Below are 12260 nucleotides of genomic sequence, written 5' to 3'. Positions count from 1 at the left end.
TTTCGGATGCGGGAGTCAGGCCCGGGGAATCTCGGCGAGCGCGATCGTCTCGGTTTGACTGCTCGGCGCGCGACGCGGCCTTCGCCGGACCCTCACCTGATCGAACACCATCACCGCGATCAGGATCACCCCTTGCGCGATCGCATACTCATATGCCGAGAGTCGGATGGCCGTGAAGCCGGACTGCACGACCTGCAGCACAAGCGTCGCGAGGACCACGCCCGTGATGGTGGCGAATCCGCCGGTCGGGTTCGTCCCGCCGAGCACCGCGATCACGATCACGAGCAGCACATAGGAGGTGCCGTAGTCGGCGCTCGCGGTCGGGTTGCGGGACAGGAACACCAACCCGGCGATGCCGCCGAGCAGCCCCGTCGTCACATACGTGCCGTAGAGCACGCTCGTGCTGCGGATGCCGGAGTACATCGCCGCCGTGGGGTTCGCCCCCTGCAGCTGAGTGCGTCGCCCGAACGGTGTGCGGGAGATCAGCACCCCGATCAGCACCGCCACCACGAGGAACTCGAGGAACAGGATCGGGATGCCGCCGACAGTCGCTTGCCCGACCGATGAGAGCACGGCCGGGGCACCGTAGAGCGTCTTCCCGCCTGTCCACACGATCGCGATCCCGTTGAAGATCTGCATCGTGGCGAGGGTCGCGAGGATCGGCGTGATGCCGACCGTCGCGATCAGGAAGCCGTTGACCGCACCCGCGAGAGCGCCGACCAGGACGCCGATGAGAGCGATGAACCCACCCAACGACTCCGCGGTCGCCGGATCATTGCTCGCGATGGCCGTGAACATGGTGCTGACCGTGATAGCCGACAGGTTCGCGATGGCGACCAGCGACAGGTCGATCCCGCCGGTGAGCATCGCAAGGGCCATCGCGATCGCGAGGATTCCGACCTCGGGTGAGGCGACCATCATGTTCTGAAGATTGATCGGATTGAGGAAGACCCTCGGGTTGAGGATCGCGAAGAGTCCGAACGCAAGCACGAAGAGCACCAGCATCCGACCGATGCCACGATCCACGTGGATGCGACCGAGCAGCGAACGCACCGAGCGATCGACCTGGCCGTTCATCCGGGCGAGCTGCCCGGGAGGGGTCGACTGTGGCATGGTCACTCCTTCACCGTGTCGAGGACGAACGTCCGGCGGGAAGCGCGGCGGGCCATGACGGCCTGGATCCCGACGCCGATCACCAGGAGGAAGCCGACGGCGGCACGCTGCCACGCCGTCGGCACGCCCATCAGGATGAGACTGTTGTTGATGATCTGCACCAGCAGCACGCCGAGCACAGTGCCGGTGACGGTGCCGCGTCCACCGAAGATCGAGGCGCCGCCGAGCACGACGGCCGCGATCACGTCGAGCTCCGTGCCGACGAGGTCCTGCGGGTTGGCGCTGCGCCCGAGCACGACGTGGATGAGTCCGCCGATCGCGGCGACCGCCCCGACGAGCACGTAGAGCAGGATCTGCAGGCGCACCACGGGGAAGCCCGCCCGGCGAGCCCCTTCCAGGTCGCCGCCCATCGCGTAGATGCCGCGGCCGAACATCGTGCGCCGCAACAGGAATGCGGCACCGATCACCAGCAGCACGACCGGCACGATGAGCATCGGCAGGTAGGCGCGAGTCGACTCGATCGAGATGAGGTTCGCGGTCGACAGCCAGGAGATGCCGTTCGGCAGCTCAGCTATGTATCGTGAGCCGATGTAGGCGAGCAGCACACCCTTGAAGATGCCCTGCGTCGCGAGCGTGACGATCAGGGTCGGCAGCCGGAACCTCGCGATCACGATGCCGTTGACGAAGCCGAGAGCTCCGCCGATCACAATTGCGAAGGCGAGGATGCCGATCAGCCCGAAGTCGAGCCGCTCGCCCTGCGCGAGAGACACGGTCGTGTAGGCCGCGAAGATGCCGATGGCTGCGAACGAGACGTCGATACCGCCGGAGATGATCACGAGGAGCACCGCAAGCGCGAAGACCATCGGCACCAGAGCAGAGCGCAGGATCGAGAAGAGCGTGTGCACACTGAGGAAGGCGGGGTTCACGGCGCACATCACGATCACCAGGACCACGATGATGCTCGCCAGCACCAGCTCGTTCGACATGCGCCCGATGCGGGGAAGGCGGATGCGGGTGTCGGTGGCGCTCACGCGGCCATCACCTCCTGGATTCGGGGCGCGGCGATCTCGTCGCCCGCCAGCCGCGACACGATCTCGCCGCGGCGGACCACGAGTACGCGGTTGCAGAGGGAGACGAGTTCGGGAACATCGTCGGAGATCATGAGCACACCCATCCCGTCACGCGCGGCCTCGCGGAGGATCTGCAGGATCTCCTCCTTTGAACCCACGTCGACGCCGACCGTCGGTCCGTTCAGGATCAGCACTCGCGGTTTGGTCGCGAGCCACTTGGCCAGCACGACGCGCTGCGCGTTGCCGCCGGACAGCGACCGCACGGGCGCTTCAACGCTGGAGGCCTTGATACGCAGGCGGGAGAAGAGACGCGAGATGGTTTCAGCGGTGCGCTTGCGGCTGAGAAGCACCTTGCCGACCGCGTGCTCGCTCAGGGAGCCCGCGATGATGTTGTCGGAGATCGACTTGTCGAGGAACAGGCCCTGTGTGAGCCGGTCCTCGGGCACGTAACCGATGCCAGCGTCGACGGAAGCCCGGATGCTCCCCGGCCGCACGGTGCGCCCGCCGACGGTGACGGTGCCGGATCGGGGGGTCAACAGCCCGAACAATGCGTCGGCGATCTCGCCGCGACCTGATCCGAGAAGCCCGGTGAGACCGAGTATCTCGCCCGGCTGCAGGTCGAACGAGACATCCGTGAAGGCGCCCGGAAGATCGAGGTGCTCGACGCGCAGCAACGGTTCGACGTCGTCATCGACCTCGACGACGACCCGGGAGTCGTCGACCTCACGACCTGTCATGGCGTGAGTGAGGGAGGCGACGTCGAACTCGTCGGCCGGGCCGCTCGCGACCAGGCGCCCGGAGCGCAGCACCGTGATGTCCTGAGACACCTGCAGGACTTCGTCGAGCTTGTGGCTGACGAACACCAGGGCGACACCGCGCTGCTGCAACCTCCGCACGAGGGCGAACAACCGCTCGACCTCGGAGTGCGTGAGCGCCGTCGTGGGCTCGTCCATGAAGATGACTCTGGCGTCCTGCACGAGCGCGCGGCAGATCGCGGTGAGCTGACGGTCGGCGACGGAGAGTCGTTCGACGTCGGAATCGAGGTCGAGACTCAGCCCCAGTTCCTCGACGATGCGCTGCGCCTCGGGCCGGCGCTTCTTCGCGCTGTAGAGCTTGCGTCGCGCGGCGATCGCGGCCGGGAGCACGATGTTCTCGGCCACGGTCAAGTTGGGGAAGAGCGAGAAGTCCTGGTAGATGACCTGGATGCCCGCACGGAGGGCCTGCGTCGGCGAGAGGTGTGCGAGCGGTTCGCCATCCAGCAGGATCTCGCCCGCCTCCGGCTTCTCGACGCCGCTGATGATCTTGATCAGCGTGGACTTGCCGCACCCGTTCTCGCCCGCCAGGCAGTGCACCCGTCCGGGGTGGAGGGTGATGGCGACGTCGTCGAGGGCGACGACCCCGCCGAAGACCTTCCGCACCCCCCTGACCTCGAGAACGGGCCTGGTCCCGCGAACGGAGTCGACCTGAGGAGAAGCGGGCCCCGTTCCGGGCGTCGGCTGCGCCTGTTCTGCGTTCATGTTCTTCCTCCGGGCGGGGCCGCGCGCTGGCGACCCCGCCCTGAGTCGTGATGGACGTCGGGATCAGAAGTCGTAGTCGTCGACGTTGTCCTTGTCGACGATGACCGCGGCGTCGCCCACGTACACGTTGTCGAAGCCGTCGAGCTTCTTCAGGGAGTTGTACCCCTCGATACCGAGGTCGGTGCCGTCTGCGATCTCCTCGCCGTCGACGAGCAGCTGCGCGATCTTGAGCTGGGCCTTGCCCGCCATGGCGGGATCCCAGAAGAAGATCTTGTCGATCGAGCCGTCGACGATGTACTTCTTCGCCACCGACGGGATGCTCGTGCCCATCACACAGACTTGGTCCTCCAGGCCCGCTTCCTGCACCGCGCGAGCGATGCCGGCGACGTCGGTACCGGCCGAGCCCTGGAAGCCCTTGATGTCGGGGTACTTCGCGAGCAGCTCCTTTGCGCGCTGGTAGGCGACGCTCTCGTCTTCCTTGCTCTCCACAGGCTCTTCGACACGGGTCAGCTCGGGGTACTCGGCCTGCTGCTGGTCGTACGCGCCGCCGACCCAGTCCATGTGGGTCTTGGCCGTGAGCCCGCCGACGAAGGAGACGTACTGCCCGGAGTCGCCCATGCACTCGGCGAGGTTGTCCATGATCTTCGCCCCGTAGGCCCGGTTGTCGAACGCCTCGATATCGATGTCGGCGTTCTCGATACCGGCTGCTTCGTGGGCGACGACGACGATCCCCTGGTCCCGTGCCTGCTTGAGCACGGACTCGAGCGCCTCGGGCGAGTTGGGGACGACGGTGATCGCGGCCGGTGACTGCGCGATCAGGTCCTGGATGATCTGGATCTGCTTCTCGGGGCTCGCGTCGTCGGCCCCCTCCTGGCGCGCGTCGATCCCTGTCTCCTCGGCGAACTCCTTGACGCCGACCTCCATGCGGTCGAACCAGCCGACACCCGAGATCTTGACCACGGTGACCATCGCGCCGTCTTCGGCACCTCCACCGGCCTCGCCACCACCGGTGGTTCCGCCGACCTGACCGCAGCCTGCCAGGGCAAGCATGGCCACCGCGCCGAATCCGATCCCTGCAAGCAACTTCGTCTTACGCATGTTCCACTCCTTCGTGTTGAGCCAGTGTTAGTTTCCACCACCCCCAGGGAGGAATGGGAAGAAATCTCATCGCTGTGGAACAGTAAAACGTGATCCCTTCGCTTGTCAATGCGAAATCTCACACCTGTTGCTCAACCGTTGCGCAAGAGGGCCGGACGCTGAGCGCGGTTCGCTAGAGCGCGGGAACGGCTTCGATCTGCACGCCAGCCGCGCGCAACCCGACGAGCGCGGGGTGATCCACCGCACCATCCGTCACCAGAAGATCGACCTCACCCGGGCCGGCGACATTCGTCAGATGCACGCGGCCGAGCTTCGACGCGTCGGCGACGACGATGACGCGATCGCAGGCTTCGATCGCCGCGCGCTTCACCGCCCCCTCCTCATTGGAGTAGTCGGAGAGACCGCGCTTGCCGTCTACCCCGGAGACCCCCATGACGTACACGTCGCAGTTGTAGCGCTTGAATGCCTCGATCGACTCGGCACCGACCAGGCTGAGCTCGCCCGGCCGCACCCGCCCACCGGTGACGAGGATCGTGGTGTTGGGCTCGTCGTGGAGCTCAAGCGCGACGAGGATGCTCGGCGTGATAACCGTGAGCCCGAGCCCCTTGCCGACGATCGCCCGAGCCACGGCAAGCGCGGTGCTGCCGCTGTCGAGCACGACGGTCTCACCATGGTTGAGATGAGCGACGGCAGCGGCAGCGATGTTGATCTTCTCGCGCGCGCCCATCAACGCTCGCGAATTGAACCCGGGCTCCACCGCCGTTCCGTGCGCGGCGATCACACCGCCGGTCACCCGACGCACGCTGCCGCGCTCTTCGAGGAGCTCCAGGTCGCGACGGATGGTCATCTCGGAGACGTCGAACTCCAGGGCGAGAGCCTTGAACTCGGCCTCCCCGTCAGAGAGAACACGCTGCTCGATCAGCGCGCGGCGCTCGTGGGCTTCCATCCCTACCTCCTCGTGTGGCAGATCCCACCCTAGGCGACAAGCTTGTGTGAATGAATAACTTGTGCTTTGCTCGTCGTGAATCTTTCACAGTAACTGTGATCCATTCCGAAGAAACGAGGAAAGACATGCCCAACTGGCTCCCCGAGGTGTTCGGCACACAGAAGCCGATCGTGGCGATGCTGCACCTGGCTCCGCTCCCCGGCGACCCCGGCTACGACACCGTCGGCGGTGTCGCCGCGATCGTGGAGCGCGCCCGCGGCGAGCTCGACGCCCTGCAGAGCGGCGGCGTCGACGCCGTGATGATCTCGAACGAGTTCAGCCTTCCGTACCTGACGAAGACGGAGCCGATCACCGCGATCACGATGGCCCGCGTCCTCGGCGAGCTCCAGCGCGATCTCTCCGTCCCTTTCGGCGTGAACGTGCTGTGGGACGGCCGGGCCTCCATCGACCTCGCCACCGCAACCGACGCCGCCTTCGTCCGCGAGATCTTCACGGGTGTCTACGCCAGCGACTTCGGTCTGTGGAACACGAACGTCGGTGAAGTCGCCCGCCACCGCCACCGCATCGGCGCGGGGAACGTGAAACTGCTCTTCAACATCGTGCCGGAGTCGGCCACCTACCTCGCCGAACGCGACCTGGGCTCGATCGCCCGCACCACGGTGTTCGCGACCAAGCCCGACGCTCTCTGTGTCTCCGGGCTCACCGCGGGCGCGCCCACAGACACGCAGTCGCTGGCCATCGTGAAGGAGAACGCCGGAGATGTCCCCGTCTTCGTCAACACCGGCGTCCGGGCCTCCAACGTCGCCGATCAGCTCGCCGTCGCCGATGGCGCTGTCGTCGGCACGTACTTCAAGCAGGACGGCAAGTTCGAGAACCGCGCCGACCGCACGAGGGTCGAGGAGCTCATGGTCGCCGCGAAGGCGTTCCGGTCACAGCTCGCCTGAACCGCGACCACTGCGACCTGCGAACCGCCCCGATCCGCGTGAACCCCGGGGCGGTTCTGCGTGTGGGCCTCCGCGCTAGGGCCGCAACGGGAGGACGTCGCTCAGATCGGCGCGGGTCCCGGAGGCGTGGATGCGCCCGGCGGCCGCGGCCTCCGCCCATCGCTCGGTCCCGGTGGACACGGCGATCCAGGTCGCGGCATCCATCTCGACGACGTTGGGCGGCGTGCCCCGGGTGTGACGGGGTCCTTGGATGACCTGCACCGCACCGAACGGGGGCACCCGCACCTCGACGCTGTTACCCGGCGCCTTCTCGTCCAGCAGCTGCAGCAGGTAGCGCACGGCGGTGGCGAGGTCGGAGCGCTGCGGCTTCGCCCCCGAGGCATCGGCGGCACGGACGGCATCGAGCGCGACGCGTCCGTCCGTGATGTCGATCTTCCTGGCCATCTCTCCAGACTACGTCCGACGTCGCGCGACGAGTCCTAAGCTCGAACGCATGAGCATGCATCCCCAGGGCGCCCGCGCCGAGCTGCTCGCGGCGGTCGCCGACCATTCCTGGGGCGTGCGCATCCCGCAGCTCGCCGATCCGCAGAGCGCTCATGACGCGGCCGTGCTCATCCTGTTCGGCGTGCTCGACCGCATCCCCGCCCCCACGGCCGGACCCGCCGTCGCCCGCGATCTCGACGTGCTGCTGCAGCGCCGCGCACCCACCCTCTCCTCCCACCCCGGTCAGGTCTCGTTCCCGGGCGGCCGTGTCGAGCCGGATGACGCCGATGCCGTGGCCACAGCCCTGCGCGAAGCCGAGGAGGAGACCGGGCTCGATCCGGACGGAGTGGAGATCCTGGCCACGCTCCCCGTGATTCCGCTCGCCGCCAGCAACCACCTGGTGACCCCGGTGCTGGCCTGGTGGCAGTCGCCGTCGCGGGTCGTGGCCGTCGACCACGCCGAGACCGTCGAGGTGTTCCGCGTCCCTGTCGCCCAGCTCCTCGACCCGGCCACCCGGTTCACCTCGACCCTCACACGGATGGGCCACACCTTCCGCGGCCCCGCCTTCGACGTCGACGGCACGATCGTGTGGGGCTTCACCGCGATGGTGCTCGATGCCCTGTTCGACGCCGCCGGCTGGACCGTGCCCTGGGATGCCTCCGTGGAACGGACCGTCGACCTCTGAGCCCGGTCGTTCTCGGAGCCCGGAGCCCGATCGCCCCCGGAGTCCGGTCGGCCTCGGAGCCCGGTCGACCTCGGTCACAACTCAGGAAGGATGCGGCGAAAGCGGCGGACACGCCGCGGATGCTCGCCGGCCGGAGAGATTCCTCCTGAGTTGTGAACACCGAACACCGAACACCCGACCACCTGAAACCCGGACCGTGAGCCTCGGTAGTCTGGACGGGTGAAGATTCTCGTCCTCGGTTCCGGTGCCCGTGAGCACGCGATCATCCTCGCCCTGCGGGCAGAGCAGACGGAGCACGAGATCTTCGTCGCTCCGGGCAATGCCGGCATCGCGCAGGATGCGACCCCCGTCACGGTCGATCCTCTCGACGGCGCCGCGGTGACGGCCTTCGCGCATGAGCACGCCATCGACCTGGTCGTCGTCGGCCCCGAGGCCCCGCTGGTCGCCGGTGTCGCCGATGCGCTGCGGGTACGTGGCATCCCGGTGTTCGGCCCGGGCAAGGCCGCCGCTCAGCTGGAGGGTTCGAAGTCCTTCGCCAAGCGGGTCATGGACGCGGCGGGCGTGCCGACCGGTCGTGCTGTCCGTGCATCCACCACGGCCGAGGTCGAGTCCGCGTTCGACGAGCTCGGCGCACCGTACGTGGTCAAGGCCGATGGCCTCGCCGCGGGCAAGGGGGTCATCGTGACGTCCGACCGTGCCGACGCCCTCGCACACGCCGAGCAGTACCTTCCCGCCGGGCCCGTCCTCATCGAGGAGTTCCTCTCCGGCCCCGAGGTCTCGCTGTTCTTCCTCAGCGACGGCGACACGGTGCGCGCACTCAGCCCCGCTCAGGACTTCAAGCGCGCACTCGACGGTGACGCCGGACCCAACACCGGTGGCATGGGCGCGTATTCGCCGCTGCCGTGGCTCGCCGAGCAGTTCGGCAGCGAGCGGGCTTTCGTCGAAGAGGTCACCCGTGACGTGGCTCTCCCCGTGGTGCGGCAGCTCGACGCCGAGGGCACCCCGTTCATCGGGCTGCTCTATGCGGGGCTGATCCTCACCCCGGCCGGTGTGCGCGTGATCGAGTTCAACGCCCGCTTCGGCGACCCCGAGACGCAGATCGTGCTGCCCCGACTGGTGACCCCGTTGTCGGACCTGCTGTTCGCCGCTGCCTCCGGCACGCTCGAAGATCAGCCCGAGCCCGAGTTCAGCGACGACGTGGCGATCACCGTCGTGCTCGCCAGCGAAGGCTACCCCGAGGCGCCGCAGACCGGTCGTCCGATCGAGGGCCTCGCGGACGCTGCGTCGGTCGAGGGTGTGCGACTCGTGCACGCGGCGACCGCGAGCCCCGATGCACCGGGAGGATCGCTCATCGCGACGGGCGGCCGCGTGCTGAACGTCGTGGCCGTCGCCTCCGACTTCCGCACGGCGCGTGACCGCGCGTACGAGGCGATCTCCCGCATCTCCCTCGAGGGCTCGCACCACCGCACGGACATCGCCGCCCGCGTCGCGGAGTAGTCCTGCTCCGCCTCCGGACCGCAGACGCTCGCGGTGAGGCTAGCTCGCGGTGAGGCTGGTCCCCGAGATGTCGATCCAGTACCGCCGTACGCGGGGCAGCCCGGGCTCGGGGGCGTCGATCACGTCTTCGAGCTCGCCACCTGCACCCTCGATCGTCCGGATCGACCCCACGTTGTCGTCATCGCAGGTGAGCATGACCCGCTCGTAGCCCTCGGCCTTCGCCAGGCGCAGCATCAGGCGGAGCGCCTCGCGCACGATCCCCTCCCGGCGTCGGGAGGGGATCACCGAGTATCCGATGTGGCCGCCGAAGCGACGAAGCCACTCGTTGAGCTCGCGGCGGAACGCGATGAACCCGACGACCTCGTCACCCTCGGTGATCCAGAAGTAGTCGCACGGAACCCGCCCCTCCGGCAGCGCGGCACCGGGGGTCGCGAACAGCGCCGCCATCTCGACGAAGGCCTCGCACGCGGCACGGTCGGGCACCAGCCCCTTCTCGATACCGGCACCGTCGACGTGTCCGCCCTCGAACTCGGCCACCGCGGCGGCCCAGGACTCGAACAGGTCGGTGGTCGGTCGGGAGAGCGCGATCGTCATCGCCTCAGCACACCAGACGGTGGTCGCCGGTGCAACTCGCTCCGGGCTTTCGAATCCCGCAAACGGCCCGATCCGAGCCACGGATGCGACGATTCACGCGATTCGAAAGCCGCGGCCGGACTCAGGGAGCCGTGGTCTTGTCGTAGCGGCCGAGGAACAGCGAGGCGATGAGGGCGATCCCCATGACGCACGCCGGCAGCAGGATCGACTGCGCCATACCGGCGGCGAACCCGTCGGCCACCTGCGGCGGAAGCGTCCCGCCCGTCGAGATGCCGGAGGGCGCATCGGCGAGACCCGGGAGATTCGCCTCCAGGCGCGACTGCATGAACGCCGCAATGGATGCCGAGCCGATGACCGATCCGATCGTCCTGGTCGTGTTGTAGATGCCCGCACCCGCACCGGCCTGGCGCGGAGGGAGCTTGCGCGTCGCCGTGGTGGCGAGCGGGCCCCACATGCCCGCATTGCCGATGCCCATCAGGGCGGACGGCAGCAGGAACATCCAGATCGGGGTGTCCATGTTGATCAGGGCCGAGTACCAGACCAGCGCGCCGGCCACGCAGAGCAACCCCGGGATGAGGATGATGCGCGGATCGACCCGGTCGAGCAGCTTGCCCGCGGCCGGAGCGAGCACACCCGAGAGCACGGCCATCGGGATCAGGAGCAGCGCCGCTTCGGTGGGCGTGAGCCCGCGCGCCGTCTGCAGGAAGAACATCATCGGCAGCGACATGCTCGTCACCGTGAAGCCGACCGCCGCGATCGCGACATTCGCCCCCGAGAAGTTGCGGTCGCGGAACAGCTCGAGCGGGACCAGCGGCTCACTCCGGGTCTTGGCCTGCTGCAGGATGAAGAGACCGAGGACCACCAGCCCGGCGATGATCAGGCTCCACACCGAGATGGGGCCCCAGATGACGCCCCAGTCGTACTTCTCGCCCTCCTGGAGTCCGAACACGAGGAGGAAGAGCGCCACGGCGCTCAGCACCACGCCCACGATGTCGAAGCGGTGCGGGTGCGTCGCGAGCTTCGGGACCAGGCGCCAGGCGAGCACGAACGCGACGATGCCGACCGGGACGTTCACGAAGAAGATCCACTCCCAGCCGAAGCCGTCGACCAGCAGGCCTCCGACGAGCGGGCCGACCAGGGTGGCGACACCGGCGGTCGCGCCCCACAGTCCCATCGCGGCACCGCGGCGCTCAGGCGGGAACGTGCGGGTGATCACGGCCATCGTCTGCGGGGTCATGAACGCCGCACCGAGCCCCTGCACCGCGCGGGCGACGATGAGCCCCTCGAGTGTGGTGGAGAGTCCGCACCAGAGCGAGGCGAGCGTGAAGATCGCGAGACCGATCAGGTAGATGTTCTTCGGGCCGAAGCGGTCGCCGAGGCGTCCGGTGATCAGCAGCGGCACGGCGTAGGCGAGCAGGTAGGCGCTCGTGACCCACACCACGTTGTCGAGGTTGTTCGTGTTCGGGTCGAGCGCCGCCTTGATGGCCGGGTTCGCGACCGACACGATCGTGGTGTCGACCAGGATCATGAAGAAGCCGATGACGAGCGCCCAGAGCGCAGGCCAGGGACTCGTGGGCTTGTGCCCGAGGGAGTAGGTGCCGGTCGACGGACCGGAGGACGAGGGCGCGGACACCGGTGGGCGGTCTCCGGCACGAGGAGCATCGGTCATTGCTGTGCAGCCTTTCGCTGAGCGCGGTAGCGGTCTGAGTTCTGGAATGCCGTGGGACCCCACGGCAGGGCGTCGGCCTCGAGGCGTTCGAGCAGGGAGTCGAGCCAGCGGAGCTCCGCCGCCAGCAGCGCTTCCTGACGCTCGATCTCGACGAGGACCTGTTCGGGAACCGCGTGATTCCTGGCCTTCGCCAAGCCGTCGCGATGTCGGATGTGGTCGTCGACCAGGGCGACCCGATGCGCGCCCAGAAGCTCGATGACCTCCGGACGCTCGAGGTTGTGCGCCTCGGCGAGCGCGATCCGGAACTCGGCGGGGCGGTCGATGCGGGGCAGCTCGCGCTGCACCCACGTGACGACCGCTTCGCGTCCGGCATCCGTCAGGGAGTAGGTCGTGCGCTCCGGACGGTTGCCCTCGCGGTCGATGCCGAGTTCATCGATCAACCCTGCACGATGCAGCCGGGAGACCGTGTGGTACAGCGTCCCGTTCGTGATCGTGAGGAGCCGGTCGTCGTGGCGGGCCCGCATGAGACGCACCATCTCGTAGGGGTGCATGTCACCCTCGCGCAGCAGCGCGAGCACCATCACCCCCATCGGGGTGAGGCGATCGACGGCATCCTTCTTCATGGGTCCCCTCAAATAGTCCAT

Annotated in this window: 12 protein-coding genes; 3 read left to right on the top strand and 9 right to left on the bottom strand. The window is 67.9% G+C overall.

Annotation, left to right across the window (positions count from 1 at the left end; translation table 11 throughout):
* Nucleotides 1–15 precede the first annotated feature (15 nt).
* From FGL91_RS06865 to FGL91_RS06845, 5 genes are all read right to left on the bottom strand, one after another.
* A complete protein-coding gene (locus tag FGL91_RS06865) occupies nt 16–1113 on the bottom strand; it encodes an ABC transporter permease (RefSeq protein WP_227991952.1) in 1098 nt (365 codons plus the stop codon).
* A gap of 2 nt (nt 1114–1115) precedes the next feature.
* On the bottom strand, nt 1116–2144 hold the full coding sequence (locus FGL91_RS06860) for an ABC transporter permease (protein WP_227991948.1): 1029 nt from the start codon (nt 2142–2144) through the stop codon (nt 1116–1118).
* Complete coding sequence (locus FGL91_RS06855) at nt 2141–3700, bottom strand: sugar ABC transporter ATP-binding protein (RefSeq protein WP_081996966.1); 1560 nt, start codon at nt 3698–3700, stop codon at nt 2141–2143. The genes FGL91_RS06860 and FGL91_RS06855 overlap by 4 nt, the downstream gene beginning before the upstream one ends.
* 63 nt (nt 3701–3763) lie before the next feature.
* Nucleotides 3764–4798 carry an autoinducer 2 ABC transporter substrate-binding protein gene (locus FGL91_RS06850; protein ID WP_131492074.1) on the bottom strand — a complete coding sequence of 345 codons (1035 nt, stop codon included), beginning with the start codon at nt 4796–4798 and terminating at the stop codon, nt 3764–3766.
* 172 nt (nt 4799–4970) lie between these two features.
* Nucleotides 4971–5744 (bottom strand): DeoR/GlpR family DNA-binding transcription regulator, encoded by a 774-nt coding sequence (locus FGL91_RS06845; protein WP_153243440.1) that lies wholly within the window; start codon nt 5742–5744, stop codon nt 4971–4973.
* A gap of 125 nt (nt 5745–5869) precedes the next feature.
* Here FGL91_RS06845 and FGL91_RS06840 point away from each other — a divergent pair, with 125 nt between their 5' ends.
* A complete protein-coding gene (locus FGL91_RS06840) occupies nt 5870–6688 on the top strand; it encodes a BtpA/SgcQ family protein (RefSeq protein WP_153243439.1) in 819 nt (272 codons plus the stop codon).
* Between the two features lie 75 nt (nt 6689–6763).
* On the opposite strand, the gene FGL91_RS06835 is transcribed toward FGL91_RS06840, so the two are convergent.
* Nucleotides 6764–7132 (bottom strand): sterol carrier family protein, encoded by a 369-nt coding sequence (locus FGL91_RS06835; protein ID WP_131492073.1) that lies wholly within the window; start codon nt 7130–7132, stop codon nt 6764–6766.
* A gap of 49 nt (nt 7133–7181) precedes the next feature.
* Between FGL91_RS06835 and FGL91_RS06830 the strand changes: the two genes are divergently transcribed.
* Nucleotides 7182–7856 carry an NUDIX hydrolase gene (locus FGL91_RS06830; RefSeq protein WP_131492072.1) on the top strand — a complete coding sequence of 225 codons (675 nt, stop codon included), beginning with the start codon at nt 7182–7184 and terminating at the stop codon, nt 7854–7856.
* 219 nt (nt 7857–8075) lie between these two features.
* Nucleotides 8076–9353 (top strand): phosphoribosylamine--glycine ligase, encoded by a 1278-nt coding sequence (purD, locus tag FGL91_RS06825; RefSeq protein WP_153243438.1) that lies wholly within the window; start codon nt 8076–8078, stop codon nt 9351–9353.
* Nucleotides 9354–9392: 39 nt separating this feature from the next.
* Here purD and FGL91_RS06820 read toward each other — a convergent pair whose 3' ends face one another.
* The 3 genes from FGL91_RS06820 to FGL91_RS06810 all read right to left on the bottom strand — a co-directional run bounded on the left by FGL91_RS06820 (nt 9393) and on the right by FGL91_RS06810 (nt 12239).
* Nucleotides 9393–9947, bottom strand: a complete 555-nt coding sequence (locus FGL91_RS06820; RefSeq protein WP_153243437.1) for a GNAT family N-acetyltransferase — start codon at nt 9945–9947, stop codon at nt 9393–9395.
* Nucleotides 9948–10068: 121 nt separating this feature from the next.
* Nucleotides 10069–11616: a DHA2 family efflux MFS transporter permease subunit gene (locus FGL91_RS06815; protein WP_227991947.1), complete on the bottom strand. Its 1548-nt coding sequence runs from the start codon at nt 11614–11616 to the stop codon at nt 10069–10071.
* The gene (locus tag FGL91_RS06810; protein WP_153243436.1) at nt 11613–12239 is read right to left on the bottom strand and encodes a PadR family transcriptional regulator; all 627 of its coding nucleotides are present in this window, start codon (nt 12237–12239) and stop codon (nt 11613–11615) included. The genes FGL91_RS06815 and FGL91_RS06810 overlap by 4 nt, the downstream gene beginning before the upstream one ends.
* Nucleotides 12240–12260 lie beyond the last annotated feature (21 nt).

The organism is Microbacterium sp. CBA3102, assembly GCF_007954505.1.
Taxonomy (GTDB): domain Bacteria; phylum Actinomycetota; class Actinomycetes; order Actinomycetales; family Microbacteriaceae; genus Microbacterium; species Microbacterium aurugineum.
This window is presented reverse-complemented; position numbering and strand designations above follow the sequence as displayed.